Annotated in this window: 16 protein-coding genes; 10 read left to right on the top strand and 6 right to left on the bottom strand. The window is 64.8% G+C overall.

The genetic code is table 11. The features are described from left to right. Positions 1-1,513 (bottom strand): pilus assembly protein TadG-related protein (locus U1E69_RS21295; RefSeq protein ID WP_322246439.1); only part of this gene is annotated, 1,513 nt, incomplete at its 3' end. A gap of 352 nt (positions 1,514-1,865) precedes the next feature. Here U1E69_RS21295 and U1E69_RS21290 point away from each other — a divergent pair. The 10 genes from U1E69_RS21290 (at position 1,866) to U1E69_RS21245 (ending at position 13,654) form a co-directional block, all read left to right on the top strand. Continuing rightward, a complete protein-coding gene (locus tag U1E69_RS21290) occupies positions 1,866-3,299 on the top strand; it encodes a Glu/Leu/Phe/Val dehydrogenase (RefSeq protein ID WP_322246438.1) in 1,434 nt (477 codons plus the stop codon). An 81-nt stretch (positions 3,300-3,380) separates the two neighbouring features. Further along, a complete protein-coding gene (locus U1E69_RS21285) occupies positions 3,381-3,920 on the top strand; it encodes a dTDP-4-dehydrorhamnose 3,5-epimerase family protein (RefSeq protein WP_322246437.1) in 540 nt (179 codons plus the stop codon). Next, positions 3,917-5,200 carry a glycosyltransferase family 2 protein gene (locus U1E69_RS21280; protein WP_322246436.1) on the top strand — a complete coding sequence of 428 codons (1,284 nt, stop codon included), beginning with the start codon at positions 3,917-3,919 and terminating at the stop codon, positions 5,198-5,200. Before U1E69_RS21285 ends, U1E69_RS21280 begins: the two co-directional genes overlap by 4 nt. 165 nt (positions 5,201-5,365) lie before the next feature. Next, positions 5,366-5,794, top strand: coding sequence for a TadE/TadG family type IV pilus assembly protein (locus U1E69_RS21275; RefSeq protein WP_322246435.1), 429 nt, complete (start codon positions 5,366-5,368; stop codon positions 5,792-5,794). A gap of 1 nt (position 5,795) precedes the next feature. Next, positions 5,796-7,208 carry a Tad domain-containing protein gene (locus tag U1E69_RS21270; RefSeq protein WP_322246433.1) on the top strand — a complete coding sequence of 471 codons (1,413 nt, stop codon included), beginning with the start codon at positions 5,796-5,798 and terminating at the stop codon, positions 7,206-7,208. Between the two features lie 111 nt (positions 7,209-7,319). Then, positions 7,320-8,570, top strand: a complete 1,251-nt coding sequence (locus tag U1E69_RS21265; protein ID WP_322246432.1) for a sarcosine oxidase subunit beta family protein — start codon at positions 7,320-7,322, stop codon at positions 8,568-8,570. A 94-nt stretch (positions 8,571-8,664) separates the two neighbouring features. Then, entirely contained in the window at positions 8,665-8,928 is a 264-nt protein-coding gene (locus U1E69_RS21260; protein ID WP_322246431.1) for a sarcosine oxidase subunit delta, read from the top strand. After that, positions 8,925-11,834 carry a sarcosine oxidase subunit alpha family protein gene (locus U1E69_RS21255; RefSeq protein ID WP_322246430.1) on the top strand — a complete coding sequence of 970 codons (2,910 nt, stop codon included), beginning with the start codon at positions 8,925-8,927 and terminating at the stop codon, positions 11,832-11,834. Before U1E69_RS21260 ends, U1E69_RS21255 begins: the two co-directional genes overlap by 4 nt. Then, positions 11,827-12,372 carry a sarcosine oxidase subunit gamma gene (locus U1E69_RS21250; protein ID WP_322246429.1) on the top strand — a complete coding sequence of 182 codons (546 nt, stop codon included), beginning with the start codon at positions 11,827-11,829 and terminating at the stop codon, positions 12,370-12,372. Before U1E69_RS21255 ends, U1E69_RS21250 begins: the two co-directional genes overlap by 8 nt. 94 nt (positions 12,373-12,466) lie before the next feature. Next, a complete protein-coding gene (locus U1E69_RS21245; protein WP_322246428.1) occupies positions 12,467-13,654 on the top strand; it encodes a DegT/DnrJ/EryC1/StrS family aminotransferase in 1,188 nt (395 codons plus the stop codon). 332 nt (positions 13,655-13,986) lie between these two features. On the opposite strand, the gene U1E69_RS21240 is transcribed toward U1E69_RS21245, so the two are convergent. From U1E69_RS21240 to phaC, 5 genes are all read right to left on the bottom strand, one after another. After that, complete coding sequence (locus U1E69_RS21240) at positions 13,987-14,928, bottom strand: LysR family transcriptional regulator (protein ID WP_322246427.1); 942 nt, start codon at positions 14,926-14,928, stop codon at positions 13,987-13,989. Between the two features lie 3 nt (positions 14,929-14,931). Further along, on the bottom strand, positions 14,932-15,486 hold the full coding sequence (gene phaR, locus U1E69_RS21235) for a polyhydroxyalkanoate synthesis repressor PhaR (protein ID WP_322246425.1): 555 nt from the start codon (positions 15,484-15,486) through the stop codon (positions 14,932-14,934). Between the two features lie 83 nt (positions 15,487-15,569). After that, complete coding sequence (locus U1E69_RS21230; protein ID WP_322246423.1) at positions 15,570-16,211, bottom strand: glutathione S-transferase family protein; 642 nt, start codon at positions 16,209-16,211, stop codon at positions 15,570-15,572. 104 nt (positions 16,212-16,315) lie between these two features. Further along, on the bottom strand, positions 16,316-16,765 hold the full coding sequence (locus U1E69_RS21225; RefSeq protein ID WP_305542012.1) for a Phasin: 450 nt from the start codon (positions 16,763-16,765) through the stop codon (positions 16,316-16,318). A gap of 156 nt (positions 16,766-16,921) precedes the next feature. Next, a partial coding sequence (gene phaC, locus U1E69_RS21220; protein ID WP_322246421.1) for a class I poly(R)-hydroxyalkanoic acid synthase occupies positions 16,922-18,515 on the bottom strand: 1,594 nt, incomplete at its 5' end.

The following is an 18,515-nucleotide window of genomic DNA, read 5'->3' as shown; positions in this document are numbered from 1 at the left end:
TCCGATTGCGCGGTGCAAGCGAGTTCGCCTTCAGGTGCGGGATGAAGTATTCCCGCGTCGCGGCGACCGGCCAGCGAGAGCAGGTGTTGGTGGTCGTCGGCATGAAGGGACGGGTTCCACCGGTCAGGGCGGGGCCACCGTTGGTGTAGCGGATGGCGAAGTTCCCGTCGGCTCCGCGCCAGATCGGTGAGAGGCCGGTCTTGTATTCGTCGCGGATATGGTCGCTGGCGACGTGGTCACCGTCCGTCATCAGGACGATGATCTTGCGGGTTTCCGTATCATTGTTGTTGACCGGGCGACCGGCCATGCCTGCGACGCCGCCACGCAGAGCGCTGTAGACTGGGCGCGCGGTTTCATCCATGAGGAGAGTGCCCCAGCGCATTCCGACCGCAATCGAGGTCCGGCCACGCGGCTGAAGCAGCGCGATCTGGCTCGTCACGGTGCTGGGAACCGTCGTCGGCAAGAGCACCATGTTGCCGGTGGTTTCGTCCACGGTGGTACTGGTGTTGTCGCCGTGGTTGCAGATCACATCGTTACCACGCATGTTCGGGACCGAGCCGCTGCTACTCGTGCTGGTGGCCAGCGGGCTGCGGAAGTTGAGCACGACGCGTCCGCCGGTGCTGGACGTCGTCACTGTCGGGCTTGGCGGGGAGTTCCGATTGGGATGATAGGTATCGGCGACGGCCGCCATCGGGTAGCTGGTCGTGCGCGACATGCCTGTCTCCGTCCACGAGCTTTCCGGGAACTCGAAACAGTTGATGTTGGGGACACCTTGACCGGCAGGAGCGCCGAACCAATTTGCAAGATGGCTGAAGGCGAACTGGTCGCGCAGGGCTCTTGGAATGTTCACGTTCGACGCATAGGGCACCATCCCGATCGAGATCAGGTTGTTCGGGTCCTTCGGAATCGTGTAGTTGCCCCCTGCGTCGCGGTTGAATTTCAGGATGTTGACGAAGTTGCGGGCCGCCGTGCGCAGCGCTGCGATCTTCGTGGTCCCACCCGATGCCTCGCCCATCGAGCCGGTGACGTCCAGCACCAGGATAACCTCGATCTTCGACACACCCTGTTGTGCGCCAGACGCAACCGGCCCCTCGAACCAGGGGATGTCCATGAGTTGCATGAAGTGGTTGTAGGACCGGACCCGGGCGGTTCCGACGATGCGGCGCGAGCTGTTCGTGGACTCACCCTCAAGCACCGGGGCCGTGTAGTCCACGGTCAGCTGGTTGCCCAGGCCCGCGACATCGAACCAGTCCTGCGCCACGGTTTGCGGGGTCTGGTCGGGGGGCAGCACCAGGTTCGCCGCCGCAAGCATCGCGCGGTCCATCGTTTCCTGCAGGGTGACGCGCCGCCATTCATAGCGCATCACGTCCACGGCAATGCCGCCGAACAGGATCATCAGGACGAAAAGCAGGACGACGAAAATGGTGACACCGCCCTCTTCCTCGGATCGGAAATCCGAGAACTTGCGGACGACGCGCGCAGAAACCGGTCGTTTGGCAGGTTTGGTCAACATGTCACTATCCATTGCAGCAGCGCCCCAGCCGTAATTGCCGGGCATCGAAACGGGATTTAGGCATAGGATCAGGCAGAAGTATGGCATTTTCTGCTGATGCCCGCGGGTGCTGCCACAATCCGGAAACAATCTGTGGGAATCCGGCGGGTTTTGCTGCAACGGCGAAAAATTCTCGGCGCGTTCAGGTTTCGTCAAGGAAGCTGACGCGAAAATGATTCGCTGCCCGGGTGCGTTTTCGGCTGGGGGTGTACGGGGCCGGACGCGTGCTTTCGGGGTTCCCAAATTGTGGGTCGGACTGTAGGTTCCGCGCCGGCGCCAGGCCCACGGCGCCGCCTGTTCAGGGAGGGACAGAATGGCCGTTTCCGGAGAGCCGAGCTTCCGCGAATCCGTTGATCTCATGTTCAATCGTGCCGCGAAACTGATGGACCTGAGCCCAGGTCTGGAACAGAAGATCCGCGTCTGCAATTCGACCTACACGGTCCGGTTCGGGGTCCGCCTGCGCGGCAAGATCGAGACCTTCACCGGCTACCGCAGCGTTCATTCCGAACACATGGAACCCGTGAAGGGTGGCATCCGCTATGCCCTGTCGGTCAACCAGGACGAGGTCGAGGCGCTGGCCGCGCTGATGACCTATAAATGCGCGCTGGTGGAAACTCCATTCGGGGGATCGAAGGGCGGATTGTGCATCGATCCGCGGCAATGGGACGAACACGAGCTGGAGCAGATCACCCGTCGCTTCGCCTATGAGCTGATCAAGCGCGACCTGATCCATCCGGCGCAGAACGTGCCCGCCCCCGACATGGGAACGGGTGAGCGCGAGATGGCCTGGATCGCCGACCAGTATGCGCGGATGAACACCACGGACATCAACGCCAAGGCTTGCGTGACCGGGAAACCTCCGCACGCCGGTGGCATCCAGGGGCGCGTGGAGGCGACGGGGCGGGGCGTGCAATACGCGCTGCGCGAGTTCTTCCGCCACCCCGAGGATATCGCCAAGGCGGGGCTGACCGGGGGACTGGAGGGCAAGCGGGTGATCGTGCAGGGCCTGGGCAACGTTGGCTACCATGCGGCCAAGTTCCTGAGCGAGGAGGACGGCTGCAAGGTCATCGCGGTGATCGAACGCGACGGGGCGCTTCTGGACCCCAAGGGTCTGGACGTCGAGGATGTCCGGCAGTGGATGAACCAGAATGGCGGGCTTTTGGCGGGCTATCCGAACGCGACCCATGTGGCGGATGGCTCGGCGGTCCTGGAAGAACCCTGCGACTTGCTGATCCCGGCGGCGATGGAGGGGGTGATCAACCTGTCGAACGCGGATCGGATCAAGGCGCCCCTGATCATCGAGGCGGCCAACGGCCCGATCACCTTTGGGGCCGACGAGATCCTGCGCCGCAAGGGCTGCGTGATCATCCCCGACATGTATGCCAACGCGGGGGGTGTCACCGTGTCCTATTTCGAGTGGGTGAAGAACCTGTCCCACATTCGCTTTGGCCGGATGCAGCGCCGGGCCGAAGAAGCGCGGTCGCGGCTTCTGGTCGAGGAGTTGGAGCGTCTGTCCTCGGACAAGGGACTGGGCTGGTCGATGGCCGAGGATTTCAAGGAAAGGTTCCTCACCGGCTCGGACGAGCTGGCGCTGGTGCGGTCCGGCCTGGATGACACGATGCGCACGGCCTACCAGGCGATGCGCGCGGTCTGGCATTCCCGCCCGGATGTCGAGGACCTGCGGGTGGCGGCCTATATCGTGTCGATCGACCGGGTGGCCAAGACCTATCGGTCAAAGGGGCTCTAAGGCCAAGACGATCCCCGCTTGCCCAGGCCGCAGCAATTGCCGCACCCTCTTCAAATTAGAACATTCGAAGGGGTTGATTCCATGGCAACCATCGACCGTGTGACACTTGAAGATTTTGTCGATGACAGGCCCTGGCTGCCGGAGGGCGTGGAAAACGCGGAAGTGCGGGTCGAGAACCAGATCGCCGGAGTCGAGCTTCGGCGACTGGAGCAACGGGCAGATGGGCGTGGCAACCTGGTCGTGCTGATGTCCGACCGCTTTGGCGAAAGCTACCGGACGCCGCATGTCTATCTGGTGACGGCGGCGGCACGATCGGTGCGTGCCTGGGTCTATCACAAGCGACAGTCGGACCGGCTGGCCTATACCCAGGGCAGGTTGCGCGTCGTGCTGTACGATCTGCGACCGGACAGTCCGACGCACCAGGTGCTGAACGTGCTGGAGGTGGGCGCGGCCAACAAGGTCCTGCTCACCATTCCGCCCTTTGTGGTCCATGCGGTGCAGAACCTTGGCGACGAAGATTCCTGTTTCGTGAACATGCCGACCCGCGCCTATGACCCGGCGAACCCGGACAAGTCGCGTCTGCCGAAGGATCATCCCGGCATTCCCTACCGCTTCGAATGACTGCAGCAGCCGGGGCCGCCGCCCCGTTCTTTTCCGTCGTGATGGCGACCTATGGCCGGGGGCGGCACATCCTGCCCTCGATCCGGTCGGTTCTGGGTCAGAGCCTTGCCGATTTCGAGCTGTTGGTCGTGGGGGATGCCTGCACGGACGAAACCGAAGCGGTGGTGCGCGCGCTCGCCGACCCTCGGGTGCGCTGGCTGAACCTTGAGACCCGCTGGGGCAGCCAGAGCGGGCCGAACACTGCCGGGATCGCGGCCGCGACCGGCGAGGTGATCGCCTATCTTGGTCATGATGACATCTGGGAGCCGGACCATCTGTCGCGGCTTGCAGCGCTGTACCGGTCGGACCAGCCGCCCGACTTTGCGGTGTCGGGGTCGATCTTTCATCTGCCGTCCAGGATTCCCGGCAGTCAGGTCATGGGTCTGTTCGACGATGGCGAGGACATCAGCCCCTATTTCTTTCCGCCAAGTTCCTTCTCGCACCGCAAGGCCGTGACGTTGACCATCGGGCCCTGGCGAAGGCCGATGGACTGCCGCGCTCCGGTGGACGAGGACTTCCTGTTGCGCGCTTTGGCGGCTGACATGACCTTCCGGTCGACGGGGGCGGTGACGCTGCACAAGTTCGCTGCGGGGCACCGCTACCTCAGCTATGTCAGGCAAGAGTCCGGGGAACAAAAGGCCATGCTGGCCGACCTGCACGCTTCCGGTCATGCCGAACGGGTCGCGGCGCTGATCGCCGATGCCCGCCGTCTGGGCAGCTTCATGGTCAAATCCGACCGGGATTTCAGCCGTTACGCCCCCGGAGAGCTTGCGCGCCGGAATGCCGAGCGGAAGGGTCTGCTGTCGCGCGCGGTCACGCCGCTGGGACGTGGAGCGACCTTGCGGCACCGGGCGGAGGAAGCGGCCCTGGATTGGCGAGCCCGCCCCGTCCTGGGGTTTCGACTGAATGGCCGGAACCCGCGGCCCCGGCTTCTGGTGCCGGTCACGGGGGGGCGGGCGCGGCTTCGGTTCGTCGCGGCCTGCCGTGACGCCGCGGCGCTGGGACCCATCGACATGACGTGCAACCACTGCCCGGTGGTCGCGCTGCCAGGCCGGTGCTGGCATGGGCTGGTCGCCTGGTTCGCGCGCTACGAGGTCGAGATCGACCTGCAGCCGGACGGCCCGACGATCCTGGAGCTGCACCTGTCCGAGGCGCAACGCGCGATCCCGAAAACGCGGCGGCTTGCGCTGGGGCCCCTGCATCTGCGGCCGATCCAGGCGTCGGCGGGCCGGGACGGGTAGCGTCCTTGGCCCCAGGGGCCAACACCACGATGCGATGCCTTCTTTCCGCCGCAATATTAACGCGTTCTTACCGTCCGTTTATTTTCGGTTAATGGTGCCTGAGATATTCAGATCCTTGGTTATGTTGGAATTCCAACAAGATAGTCATTGATCAGGGTGGGCGCCATGAACGTTGCGGCGAAGGGCAAGTGCGGGAAATTTAAGGCATTTTTGCGGCACGAGGACGGAAATTCCACGATCGAATTCGTGCTTTGGCTGCCTCTGGTCCTGGCGATTCTGCTGCTGATCGTCGATTCCAGCATGCTGTTCATGAGCCGCACCCACGCGATCCGCGTTCTGCAGGACACCAACCGGCTGTATTCGGTGGGCCAGTTCACCGGCACCCCGGCCGAACGGATCACCAAGGCGCAGGCCTATGCGCTGTCGCGGCTGCAGGGACTGTCCCCCAGTGCGACAATCACCACGACCGAGACGAACCGCGTGGTCCGGACCCGTGCCACGATGGAAACCGCCGAGATCGCGCAGATCGGGTTCCTCGGGCTGATGATCGACACCACGATGGTGGTCGCCGCCGAACACAGAGTGGAGTTCTGACATGTCGCGTTTTACCGCAGCCAGATCCTTTGCCGCCTCGGAAGACGGGGGAATGACGGGCGGTGGCCTGATCTTCATGATGGTGTTCCTGGCCGTCGGCGGCCTGGCGGTCGACGTGTCGAACGCGATCAGTCAGCGCACCCACCTGCAGCTGACCGCCGATGCCACGGCCCATTCGGCGCTGTATCTGCGGAACTACACGCTGAACGCCACCCCGGACGACGCAAAAAGCTCGGCCCTGGCCCTGGGGCAGACCAACATGCCGCCGAGGATTTTCGGCGAGGTGCTGACGACCCAGGACATCGAATTCGGCGTCTGGGACCGCGATACCCGCACCTTCACTCCGGACGAGACCTCGCGCTCGGCGGTCCGGGTCTGGACGCACCGGGATGCGGCCGGCGAGAACGAGGTGACGACCTACCTGCTGAAGTTCGCCGGCTTTGATGCCTTCGACGTCCGCACCGCCTCGGTCTTCGAGACCTTTGTTCCGGACTGCCTGCGCGAAGGCTTCGTGGCCGAAGAGATGGTCGATATCCAAAGCAACAACAGCTATGTCGACGGGTTCTGCATCCACTCGAACGACATCGTGTCGATCAACAGCAACAACTATTTCGAGGAAGGCACTGTCGTCTCGATGCCGGATTCGACCCGGTTGGACATGCCGGCCTCGGGCGGGCGATCCAATGAGGGCCTGGCCGAGGCGCTGCGCTATGGCGCGATGCAGATCCGACTGATCAACGCGCTGCGCGAGGTCCCGTCGTCGCCGTTCGGGACGGGCACGGCGGCGATGTGGAACTACATCCAGCTGGCGACGCGCGACGGGCAACTGGGCTACCTGACCGCCCCGCCGCGGAACATCACCATCGTGAACGGGCGGCCATCCCCTTCGGCCGCCGGTTCCGACACGGTCCAGGCCGGCCGCAACCTCTTGGATCGCAACGAGGCGCTGGCGCTGCGGCCCAACGCGGTCAACTACGTGTTCTGTTCCAGCACCAGCACGCAGCTGCAGATCCGTCAGGCACTGTCCAATGTGGTGATGATCACCAATTGCCAGATCAACTTCGGATCGGGCGGTGCGCTGGAGAACGGGCTGATCGCGACGCTGCACACGGGGGCAAACTCGATCTCGGGGGCCTCGGACACGCGGATCGGCGCGATCGACGACTGCGCCGCCGGTGGCGGGGCACAGCTGATCAGCCTTGGCGGCATGAACTTTGCGTCCGGAGTGTCGATCCACGGCGGGCAACTGATCGCGCTGCGCGAAATCTCGTTCGCAGCGAATGGCGCGGGTCTGCGCGGGACCTCGATCATCTCGGGCGATACGGTGTCGGGCACGTCGAACATGGAGATGGGCCTGTGCGGATCGGGCATGGAGGGGAACCTCTCGCTCGACTACTTCCGGATGGTGCAGTAGCACAGCGCCCGTTTGCGACGCAGTTTGTCGCGGCGGGTGCAGGAAATCCTTGTGCGGTCTTGAATATGCGGCCCTGACCCGGTCTTATGGCCCGGTCTGGGGAGTTCACCAATGCGCTATTCCGGCCTGAAGGTCATCACGCAAGGATTGTTCGGCAACACGGGCTGGACGCCCGCCTGGCGCGATCCGGCGCCGAAGGCGGAGTATGACGTCATCATCATCGGCGGGGGCGGGCACGGGCTGTCGACGGCCTATTACCTTGCGAAGAACCACGGGATCACCAATGTCGCGGTGTTGGAGAAGGGGTATCTCGGCTCTGGCAACATCGGGCGGAACACGACCATCGTGCGGGCCAATTACTTCCTGCCGGGGAACAGCGAGTTCTACAGCCATTCGATGAAGCTGTGGGAGGGGCTGGAGGCTGACCTCAACTACAACGTGATGCATTCGCAGCGGGGGCTGATCAACCTGTTCCACTCCGACGGGCAGCGCGATGCCTTCGTGCGGCGCGGGAATGCGATGATCAATCAGGGCGATGATGCGATCCTTCTGGACCGGGACGGCGTGCGGGAGCATCTGCCGTACCTCGATTTCGACAACACGCGGTTTCCGATCTATGGCGGCTTGCTGCACCCGCGCGGGGGGTCAGCGAGGCATGACGCCGTGGCTTGGGGCTACGCGCGCGGGGCGGACCAGCGGGGCGTGGACCTGATCCAGAACTGCGAGGTCACGGGGATCGACATCGAGAATGGGGTTGTTCGGGGCGTCCAGACCACGCGCGGGGCGATCCGGGCGAAGAAGGTCGGGATCGTGGTGGCGGGGCGGTCGTCCCAGGTCGCGGCGATGGCGGGGATGCGGTTGCCGATTGAATCGCATGTTCTGCAGGCGTTCGTGACCGAGGGGCTGAAGCCGGTCATCAACCACGTCATCAGCTTCGGGATGGGGCACTTCTATATCAGCCAGTCGGACAAGGGCGGGTTGGTCTTTGGGGGGGATCTCGATTTCTACGCGTCCTATGCGTCGCGGGGGAACCTGCCGATGGTGGAGCATGTGATGGAAGCCGGGATGACTCTGATGCCGATGATCGGCCGCGCCAAGGTGCTGCGGTCCTGGGGCGGGATCATGGACATGTCGCCGGATGGGTCTCCCGTGATCGACAAGACGCATGTGGACGGGTTGTTCATCGACTGCGGCTGGAACTACGGGGGGTTCAAGGCGGTGCCGGCCTCCGGCTGGTGCATGGCGCATCTGATGGCGACGGGAGAGCCGCATGAGGTGGCGCGCAAGTTCCGGCTGGACCGCTTTGCGACGGGGCATCTTCTGGACGAAGAAGGCACCGGCAGCCAACATAACCTGCATTGAGGGGGCGCATGATGATCGACCATTTGCGCCCTGAATCGCCTGCGGGAGCCTCCGGCGGGGATATTTTTGGACAGATGAAATCGGGGGTCTTTCCATGCGCCTGACGTGCCCCCTTTGCGGTGACCGCGACCGGCGGGAGTTCTACTATTACGGGGCGGAGGATTATCTGCACCGGCCCTCGGAGGGCGCGCCCTTGGCGGAGTGGGACAACTACCTGCATCTGCGGGACAATGTGGCGGGGGTGGTGCGGGACCTCTGGTATCACGAGGCGGGCTGTGCGCAGTGGCTGGTGGTCACTCGGAACACGGTGACGCATGAGATTTCCGGCGTCGAACTGGTAGCGGAGCGCAAGGCATGAGGATCGACGGCAAGGGGCTGATCGACCGGACAAAGCCGGTGCGCTTCCGTTTCGACGGGAAGGATTATGCGGGCTACAAGGGGGATACGCTGGCCTCTGCCTTGCTGGCCAACGATGTCCGACTGGTGGGGCGGTCGTTCAAGTATCACCGGCCCAGGGGTGTGCTGACGGCGGGGTCGGAGGAGCCGAATGCGCTGGTCGAGGTCGTGGGGCCGACGAACCAGACGCCGAACGTGCGCGCGACGATGCAGGAGGTGTTCGAGGGGCTGGTGACCCAAAGCCAGAACCGGCTGGGGTCGCTGCGGTTCGACCTGATGGCGGTGAACGACTATTTGTCGCCGTTCCTGTCGGCGGGGTTCTACTACAAGACCTTCATGTGGCCGCGCGCCTTCTGGGAGGGGCTCTATGAGCCGATCATCCGCCGGGCGGCGGGGTTGGGCAGCCTGTCGGGCAAGCATGATGAGGGGACCTACGAGAAGGCCTTTGCCTTCTGCGACGTGCTGGTGATCGGGTCGGGGCCATCGGGCCTGATGGCGGCTTTGACCGCGGGGCGGGCGGGCGCGGATGTGATCCTGTGCGAGGAAAGCCATGCTTTGGGCGGGCGGCTCTTGTCGGATGGCGGGACCATCGGCGGGGTGCCGGGCGGTGAGTGGGTGGCGCAGGTCGTGGCCGAGTTGCAGGCGCTGCCCAACGTGCGGATCATGGCGCGGACGACGGTGACCGGGGCCTATGACCACGGCACCTATGGCGCGCTGGAGCGGGTGGGGCTGCACAAGCCCGCGCGCCCGAACCTGCCGCGGGAGTGTTTCTGGCGGATCGTGGCGCAGCATGCGGTCCTGGCTTCGGGTGCCCTGGAGCGGGCGGTGGCGTTCGAGAAAAACGACCGGCCGGGCATCATGATGGCCTCGGCTGTGCGGACCTACCTCAACCGCTATGGCGTGGTGCCGGGGAAGCGCGTGACGCTGTTTGCCAACACCGATCAGGCGCGCGGTGTCGCGCGGGATCTGATGGCGGCAGGGGTGACAGTGGCGGCGATCATCGACCCGCGGCCTGATGCGTCGTCGGTTGAGGATTGCCCGGTGCATGTCGGCGCGGAGGTCGTGGGGAGCCGGGGACGGCTGGGGCTGTCGGGCATCCAGGTGCGGAAGGGCTCCGAGATCATCGAGATCGAGACTGACTGTCTGGCGATGTCGGGCGGCTGGAACCCGACGATCCACCTGACCTGCCACATGAACGGGCGGCCCCGGTGGAGCGAGGAGTTGGCGGCTTTCGTGCCGATGGAGGGCGCGGTGCCGGGGCTGGTCGCGGTGGGCGCGGCGAATGGGTCGATGTCGACGCATGGCGCTTTGGCCACGGGCCATGCGGCGGCTTTGAAGGCGATGGAGGCTTTGGGGCGAAAGGTGTCCCTTCCGGTGCCCGAGGCGGAGGATATGCCCTATCGGATCAAGGCGCTGTGGGCGGTGGAGGGGACGGGCCGCGCCTGGCTCGACTTTGCCAATGACGTGACGACCAAGGACGTGAAGCTGGCGGCGCAGGAAGGTTTCCGGTCGGTCGAGCATATGAAGCGCTACACCACGCAAGGGATGGCGCCGGATCAGGGGAAGAACTCGAACGTCGCGGCGCTGGCGGTGCTGGCGGATGCGACGGGACGGGGGATTGCCGAGACGGGGGTGACGACGTTCCGGCCACCTTATACTCCGGTGTCGATTGCGGCGATGGGCGCGGGGGGCCGGGCCGAGGGGTTCGCGCCGCAACGGTTCCTGACCTCGGATCAAGCCAGCCGCGACCGGCATGCGCCGATGATCGAGGCGGGGCTGTGGTATCGCCCCAGCTATTTCCCGAAGCCGGGGGAAGCGACCTGGCGTGAGGCTTGCGACCGCGAGGTCAACATGGTCCGGCAGGCGGTCGGGGTGGCGGATGTCTCGACGCTGGGCAAGATCGACATCCAGGGCAAGGACGCGGGGCGGTTTCTTGACTTCGTTTACACCAACACGTTTTCCACCCTGCCGGTGGGCCGGGTCCGTTACGGGTTGATGCTGCGCGAGGATGGGTTGGTGCTGGATGATGGCACCTCGGCCCGGCTGGGCGAGGGGCATTACCTGATGACCACCACAACCGCCGCGGCGGGGCCGGTGATGCGGCATCTGGATTTCGTGCATCAGGCGTTTTGTGCGGACTGGCAGGTGCGGTTCATCAGCGTGACGGAGTCCTGGGCGCAGTTCGCGGTGGCGGGGCCAAAGGCGCGGGCGCTGGTGAACTCGTTCCTTGAGGTGCCAGTGGAGCTGCCGTTCATGGGGGTCTCTCCGGTGCGGATCGGCGGGGTGGATGGTCGGCTGTTCCGGATCAGCTTCTCGGGCGAGGAGGGGTATGAACTGGCCGTTCCGACGCGCTATGGCGAGGCCCTCTTCCGTGACCTCGTAGCCCGGGCCGAGACGATGGGCGGCGGGCCCTACGGGATGGAAGCGTTGAACGTTTTGCGGATCGAGAAAGGCTTCATCACCCATGCCGAGATTCATGGCCGGGTCACGGCGCATGACATCGGGATGGAAAAGATGGTCAGCGCGAAGAAGGACTGCATCGGCAAGGCGGCGGCGACGCGGCCGGGGATGTGGGGGCCGGAACGCGAGCAGCTTGTGGGCCTGAAGGCCAGCGCGCCGATCAGTGCGGGCGCGCACCTTTTCGTCCCGGGGACCGAGGTGCACCGCGAGACGGATCAGGGCTATGTCACCAGCATCTGCTGGTCGCCCACCGTGGACGCCTGGCTGGGACTTGCTTTCCTGAAGGACGGGCGCGCCCGGCTGGGCGAGAAGGTCCGGCTGATCGATCACCTGCGAGGCCTCGATGTGATCTGCGAGGTCTGTCCCCCCGTGTTCCACGACCCGGAAGGGGAGAAGCTTCGTGCCTGAACTTATCGCGAAATCGGCCCTTGAGGGGCAAAGCCTGACCCTGGGCGGTGTGACGCTGGCCGAGGTCGATGTCGGCCCCATTACCTCGGTCGCTGTCCTGCCCGGAGGCGCTAAAGCGGCGGCAAAGGGGTTGAAGGCCCTTGGTCTTGCCATGCCGGAGCAGAACCGCTTTGCCGAAAAGAAGGGCGCGCGCCTTGTCTGGACCGGGCGCGAGCAGGCCTTTCTGATCGGCGCGGACTGCCCGCCGTTGGAGGGCGCGGCGGTGACCGACCAGTCGGACGGCTGGACTGTGCTGGGCCTGTCGGGTGCGGGGGCGGTCGATGTGCTGGCGCGCCTGGTGCCGCTGGACCTGCGGTTGAAGGCCTGCCCGGTGGGATGCGCGCTGCGGACGCAGGTCAACCACATGAACGCGGTGATCCTGCGGACCGGGGACTATGGTTTCGAGATCATGGTTTTCCGGTCGATGGCCCGCACCGCCTGGCACGAGCTGGAAACCGCTACACATATGGTCGCCGCCCGCGCCGGTGTGAAAATCTAGGCGGAAAGGCGCGAAGAGCGGATTTTGTCACTGGCGTGTGATCCTTTGGCGGTTTACACCTTTTCTTAACGCACAATTTAGAAAAGGTGCACGAATGGCCCCCGACGGTCAGACCCTTGCCCCCAATGTCTACGACTCTGAACCGATCCCCGAGGCAGCCCGGGCAGAGATTGACCGCCTGCTGCTGTCGGGCGACCTTTTCCGCTACACCGCACCCTCGGATGCACCCGTGGCCCTGCTTGAAGCCGAGTTTGCCGAGCTTCTGGGCGCGCGCTATGCCCTGGCGGTATCCTCCTGTTCGGCGGCCCTGTTTCTGTCGTTGAAGGCGCTGGACCTGCCGAAGGGCGGCAAGGTGCTGATCCCGGCCTTCACCTTTGCGGCGGTGCCGTCGTCGGTGGTGCATGCGGATTGCGAGCCGGTGCTGGTCGAAGTGGGCGAGAATTACCGCGTCGACATGGCCGATTTCGCGAAGAAGCTGCCGGGCGCCGATGCGGTGATGATCAGCCACATGCGGGGCCATACCTCGGACATGGACGCGATCATGGCGCTGTGTGACGCGGCGGGCGTTCCGGTGATCGAGGATGCGGCTCATTCCTTGGGCACGGTCTGGGGCGGGCGGAACATCGGGACGATCGGCAAGGTCGGCTGCTTCAGCTTCCAGTCCTACAAGCTGGTGAACGCGGGCGAAGGCGGGATCATGATCACCGACGACCCCGAGATTGCCGCGCGGGCGATCATCATGTCGGGGGCGTATGAGACCAACTGGAAGAAGCATCCGGGCCTGACGAATTCCTGCGCGCATTGGCAGAACAAGCTGCCGCTGTATAACTTGCGGATGCAGAACCTGTCCGCGGCGGTGATCCGGCCGCAGCTGCCTTTAGTGGCCGAGCGGGTCGCTAAGGGCCGCGCGGGGCATGACCGGGTTGCGGATCAGCTGAACCTGTCGGCGCATCTGGTGGTGCCGGAAGCTTTGGGGCCGGAAGAACGCGCACCGGATTCGATCCAGTTCAACCTGGTGGGCGGCTGGACTGACCGGCAAGCCGTTGAGTTCCAGGCGGCCGCCAAAGCCCGGGGCGTGTCGGTGCAGGTCTTCGGGTTGAGCGAGGGGAACGCGCGGGCGTTCTGGAACTGGCAGTTCCTGGGCGAGGTGCCGGACCTGCCGCAGACGCGCGCCATGCTGATGCGGGCCTGTGACGTGCGGCTGCCGACCCGGCTGACCGAGGCCGAGCTGGACTATATTGCATCGGCCATCGTCGATGCCGCGGCAGAGGTTCGCGGCTAAGGTTCATGGCCGAGGCTGCCCGCGCGCGGCAGGGTTTCGGGCCGTTCCAAATCAGTGGCTTGGGTGCGGGCGTCAGGGAAGCGTCAGGCTTTTGTGTGCGCCGCCCCCCCTCACCCTGGCCCTCTCCCCCAAGGGGAGAGGGGACGTCCCTCTGATCGGTCTGTCCTCGGTGGGTTGACGGTGCGCCGGGACTTGTCGGCAGATGCCTCCGGCGGGGATATTTGCGCCAGTATGAAATGGGAGTTCAGGGCGGACCTGGCCTTGTGCCCTGGGCTGCGGGAGACGCCTCTGGCCGGGATAGTTGGGCAAAGATGAAAGGTGCTGACTGCGGGTCAGAGCACGCGCAGCGCGGGGGCGAGCCAGGGGGTGGTCTTCAGGGCCGGGGCGATGACAACCTCGGCGATCAGAGGTTTCAGGCGCTGGGCGATCTGGGTCGGGACGTCCTGCAGGATTCCCGCGCGGGCCGAAAGCGAGAGGGTGCGCGTCAGTGACGGCAGGGGCAGAGGGCGGACCTCGACCTGTTCGCGGAAGGCGCGGGCCTGGTGGAGGGCGAGGGGGGTGAGGATGGTCCAGCCCTCGCCACCCGCGACCATTGCCAGGATCGCGGCGTAGCTGTCCAGTTCGAACCGGTGGGCCGGTTTCAACCCGTGGCGCGCAAGGTGGGCGGCGATCTGGCGGCCCATCAGGTGGCGGGCGGTGTAGAGGATGAGGGGCAGGTCCCCGATCTTTGCGCCCGGAGGGGCGACGGCGACGAAGGGTTCGGCGAGGATGGGGTGGACCTCGCGCCAGTCTTCGCGGGGTTGGTCGGTGTCGGCGGCGATGACGATGTCGAGGGCGCGGGCTTCCAGCTGGTCCATCAACCGGTGGCTGGCGCCGGTTTCCAGAAGGAAGCGACAGCCTTTCAGGTCCTGCGCCAGGGCGGTGAGGAGGCGGGGGGTGACGTCGCTGTCGAAATCCTCGATGACGCCGAGGCGGAGCGTGGTGAGGCCGGAGAGGTCAGCCATCGCCAGTTCGGCGCGGGCTTCGGACGCGGCGTTGAGGATGGTCTGCGCGTGGCGGCGGAACATTGTGCCTGCCGGTGTCACCTGGACCGGGCGGCCGGAGCGGTCGAGAAGGGTCGCGCCGAGGGCGGTTTCCAGCGCGGTCAGTTGCTGGCTGATCGCCGATGGGCTGACGCCCAGACGGCGGGCGGCGGCAGAGATCGAGCCTTCTTCCGCCGCGGCGACGAAGACCTCGATCCCCCAGAGTGTGACGCGGCCTTCGGCTTCGGCCATCGGTCAGAGCTTGGAGAGTTTCTTCTGCAACTCGGCCAGTTGCTTCTTGATCTCGGCGATGTCGTCGGCCGAGGCGGGGGCCTCTTCCTCTTTGGCGGGGCCAGAGGCGGACCAGCCGGGCATTCCGACCATCATGGTCTTGAGGAAGGCCTCTTGCTGCTTGCGCAGCGCCTCGAACCCCGGGACGGCGGCGAGGGGGTTGGGGATGGCGGTCAGGTTCTCGACCATCTTGGCCTGGCTGTCGCGCAGCATCTCGAACGAGGAGGCGAGGAACTGCGGCATCACCGCCTGCATGCCCGTGGCGTAGCTGCGGACAAGGTCGGTCAGGACGCCGACCGGCAGCACGCTTTCGCCCTTGGATTCATGTTCGGCGACGATCTGCAAAAGGTACTGGCGCGTCAGGTCGTCGCCAGTCTTGAGGTCGACGATCTGCACCTCGCGGCCCGTGCGGATGAAGCCGGCGATGTCTTCCAGCGTGACGTAATCCGACGTCTCGGTGTTGTAGAGACGGCGGCTGGCATAACGCTTGATCAGAAGCGGCTTGTCGGTGTCGGCCATGTGCTTCCCCTCCCCCAGGGTCTTTCGCGCTTGCAGAGAAGCTTAAGATGGGCTGCAGCAAAAAGAAAGCGTTCTGCAAACGGTCATTTAGCGCGCGCGGCATCGGCGGCGGCGAAGTGGTCAAGCTGGTCCTGCCGCGCTTTCAGGAAGGCGGGGCGGGCAAGGATGCGGTCGGTATAGGCGGTGAGGGCCGGATAGGGGCCAAGAGCCGCACGCAGCGAGGGCACGCGCAGGATGTCGGCCATCAGAAGGTCGGCCAGGGTGAAGCGTCCGGCAGCGAGGTGGTCGCGCTGTACCAGCACGGAGTCAAGGCGAGAGAGGCGGGACTGGAGCCAGCCTTCCAGCGGGTTCTCGGCAGGCTTGGACAGACCGATGAACCACCAGGGGACGGTGACCATCTCCATCGAGTTGAGGCCCGCGATCACCCATTCCAGAGTTTCGGCACGCGGCTTGGCGTCTTTGGGCATCAGCGTTTCGGACTTTTCGCCAAGGTGCAGCAGGCAGGCGCCACTTTCGAAAAGCGTGACCTCGCCGTCCTGGAGTGCCGGGACCTGCGCGAAGGGCTGGCGGGAGAGGTGGTCGGGTTCGGTGCGATCCTCGAACCGGACCGCGCGGATCGTGTAGGGCAGGCCCGCTTCCTCGCAGGCCCAGCGAAGGCGGATGTCGCGGACATGGCCGCGCGGCGGGGGCGGCACCCAGTCATAGGTCCAGATGGCAAGGGTCATGGCGGCCTCCTTCCGGGAAGGATGGGCGGGACCCTGAAAAAGAACAAGGCCCGGAGGTGACTCCGGGCCTTTACGTGCGCCCCGAAGGGCGAACTCGTTAAGAGTTACTTCGCGGCCGCAGCGGCTTTCTTGGCGACGTTGGTCACCTCGTTGGTCGCTTTCTTGACGGCGGCGGTCGCGTCTTCCGACATGTCCTTGCCAGCAGCCAGCATCAGCTCGACGGTTTCCATCTGCACTTTCTTGGCGACTTCCGCGAAGGCGGCCAGGTTCTCGGCAGCCATTTCGGCAGCGGCCGAGGCAAAATCGGTCATCGACTTGGTGTAGTCGGTCGGCTCGGCCTTGGCTTTGGCGATGTCGCCAACCTTGGCCAGCGCGTCCTTGGTCCACTTGGCCGAGATCTCGGTCGACTTTTCAGCGGCCTCGATGGCGACTTTCGAGAACTTCTCGGCGAAAGCGGCCTGGGTCTTGAATGCGTTCTGGAACGCCGAAGCGTCAACCGGGAACGAAGCCATCATGTCCTGCATGGTCTTGGCGAAATCGGGGGTCTTGGTCATGTCATTCTCCATGGGGCCAGCGAGGGGGGGGTAAGGATCGGCCCGTTTCCTGATGACTGGTATATACGTGCTGCAGTGCAGCATTTCAAGCCTATTTCTGCAATGCAGCAAAACCCCGGGTTGCGCCGGTTAACCCTGCGGAAAGCCGGTGAAATGTCAGAGCTGCGGTTGGGCCACGACGTAGGTGCCGGGCGCGGGGGCCAGCGAATCGGTGGGATGGCGTGCGGGAATCATCGGGCCGGACTGCTTGGCCAGCCAGGCGCCCCAGCGCGGCCACCAGCTGCCCTTGTTGAAGCTTGCGGAGGCCAGCCAGGCCTCGGGGTCGCCCGCGACGGGGGCGTCGTTGGTGTAGTGGCCGTACTTGTCCTTGGCGGGCGGATTGATGATCCCGGCGATGTGGCCGGACTGCGAAAGGAGGAAGGTCTTGTCCTTTGACCCCATCTGCTTGATGCCGTTGAAGGACCCGCGCCAATGGGCGATGTGATCGGTCTCGCAGGCCACGGCGCAGACCGGAAGCTTGATGTCGGCAAGGCTGACGGGCTTGCCGAAGACCTTGAACTCACCCTTGGCAAAGCCGTCACCCTGGCAAAGTCCGCGAAGGTATTCGACGGCCATCGTGGCGGGCAGGTTGGTGCCGTCGCCGTTCCAGTAAAGCAGGTCGAAGGCGGGCGGCGCCTCGCCCAGCATGTAGGACTTGATTGCGGGGGTGTAGATCAGGTCGTTCGAGCGCAGGAAGCTGAAGGTCTTCGACATGAAGAGCTTGGACAGGATCCCGTCGCGTTCGGTCTGGCGTTCGATGCCGTCGACGAAATCGTCGTTGAGGAAGACGCCGACCTCACCGGGGTCGGAAAAGTCGGTGAGGGTGGTGAAGAAGGTGGCGGTCTTGACCGTTTCGTCCCCGGCTTTCTGCAGGTGCGCAAGAGTCAGGCCCAGGGTAGTGCCAGCGATGCAGTAGCCGACGGCGTTGATCTGCTTCTCATCAGTGATCCGCCGCACCTCGGCCATCGCCCGCAGGTAGCCGTCGCGGATGTAGTCGTCCATCGCGGTCCCGGCGTAGCTGGCGTCGGGGTTGACCCAGGAGACGACGAAGAGGGTGAATCCCTGGTCCACGATCCACTTGATCAGCGAATTCGCGGGCTTGAGGTCCATCACGTAGAACTTGTTGATCCAGGGCGGGAAGACCAGAAGCGGGGTCTTGTGGACCTTTTCCGTGGTGGGCGTGTACTGGATCAGCTCGAGCATCTTGTTGCGGTAGACGACCTCGCCCGGGGTGGTGGCGATGTTCTGGCCGACGTGGAAGGCTTCCTTGTCGGCCAGCGTGACCAGCAGATCGCCCTGGTTCGATTCGATGTCGCGGACCAGGTTTTCCAGACCCTGAACCAGGGATTCGCCGTCGGTCTCGACCGCCTTTTCCAAGGCCTCGGGGTTGGTGCCCAGGAAATTCGTTGGTGAGAACATGTCGACAATCTGTTTCGTGAAATACTCTACCCGGCGACGATCCTCGGGGGTCAGCGTCTCCATGTCACCGACGGCGTCGCTGATCGCCTCGGAGTTCATCTGGTACTGCTGCTGGAGGTAATTGAAGAAAGGATGTGTCTCCCACAGGGGGTTCTGGAAGCGGCGGTCCTTCGGGTTCGGGTCCGGCGGTGCCTTGAACTCGCCCTTGGCAAGCGTCTGTTGCGCCTCGACATAATGCTTCAGCGTCTTGCCCCAGTAGTTCACCTGATGCTCGACCACCTTCGCGGGGTTC

The sequence above is a fragment of the Tabrizicola sp. genome (assembly GCF_034366665.1).
GTDB lineage: Bacteria > Pseudomonadota > Alphaproteobacteria > Rhodobacterales > Rhodobacteraceae > Tabrizicola.
The sequence above is the reverse complement of the archived record's forward strand: the minus strand, read 5'-3'. Positions and strand labels throughout refer to the sequence as shown.

What these genes read in the sequence shown, in the direction of transcription:
- U1E69_RS21290 (WP_322246438.1), top strand. Translation starts at nt 1,866, where the DNA reads ATGGCCGTTTCCGGAGAGCCGAGCTTCCGCGAATCCGTTGATCTCATG.
- U1E69_RS21285 (WP_322246437.1), top strand. Translation starts at nt 3,381, where the DNA reads ATGGCAACCATCGACCGTGTGACACTTGAAGATTTTGTCGATGACAGG.
- U1E69_RS21280 (WP_322246436.1), top strand. Translation starts at nt 3,917, where the DNA reads ATGACTGCAGCAGCCGGGGCCGCCGCCCCGTTCTTTTCCGTCGTGATG.
- U1E69_RS21275 (WP_322246435.1), top strand. Translation starts at nt 5,366, where the DNA reads ATGAACGTTGCGGCGAAGGGCAAGTGCGGGAAATTTAAGGCATTTTTG.
- U1E69_RS21270 (WP_322246433.1), top strand. Translation starts at nt 5,796, where the DNA reads ATGTCGCGTTTTACCGCAGCCAGATCCTTTGCCGCCTCGGAAGACGGG.
- U1E69_RS21265 (WP_322246432.1), top strand. Translation starts at nt 7,320, where the DNA reads ATGCGCTATTCCGGCCTGAAGGTCATCACGCAAGGATTGTTCGGCAAC.
- U1E69_RS21260 (WP_322246431.1), top strand. Translation starts at nt 8,665, where the DNA reads ATGCGCCTGACGTGCCCCCTTTGCGGTGACCGCGACCGGCGGGAGTTC.
- U1E69_RS21255 (WP_322246430.1), top strand. Translation starts at nt 8,925, where the DNA reads ATGAGGATCGACGGCAAGGGGCTGATCGACCGGACAAAGCCGGTGCGC.
- U1E69_RS21245 (WP_322246428.1), top strand. Translation starts at nt 12,467, where the DNA reads ATGGCCCCCGACGGTCAGACCCTTGCCCCCAATGTCTACGACTCTGAA.
- U1E69_RS21240 (WP_322246427.1), bottom strand. Translation starts at nt 14,928, where the DNA reads ATGGCCGAAGCCGAAGGCCGCGTCACACTCTGGGGGATCGAGGTCTTC.
- phaR (WP_322246425.1), bottom strand. Translation starts at nt 15,486, where the DNA reads ATGGCCGACACCGACAAGCCGCTTCTGATCAAGCGTTATGCCAGCCGC.
- U1E69_RS21230 (WP_322246423.1), bottom strand. Translation starts at nt 16,211, where the DNA reads ATGACCCTTGCCATCTGGACCTATGACTGGGTGCCGCCCCCGCCGCGC.
- U1E69_RS21225 (WP_305542012.1), bottom strand. Translation starts at nt 16,765, where the DNA reads ATGACCAAGACCCCCGATTTCGCCAAGACCATGCAGGACATGATGGCT.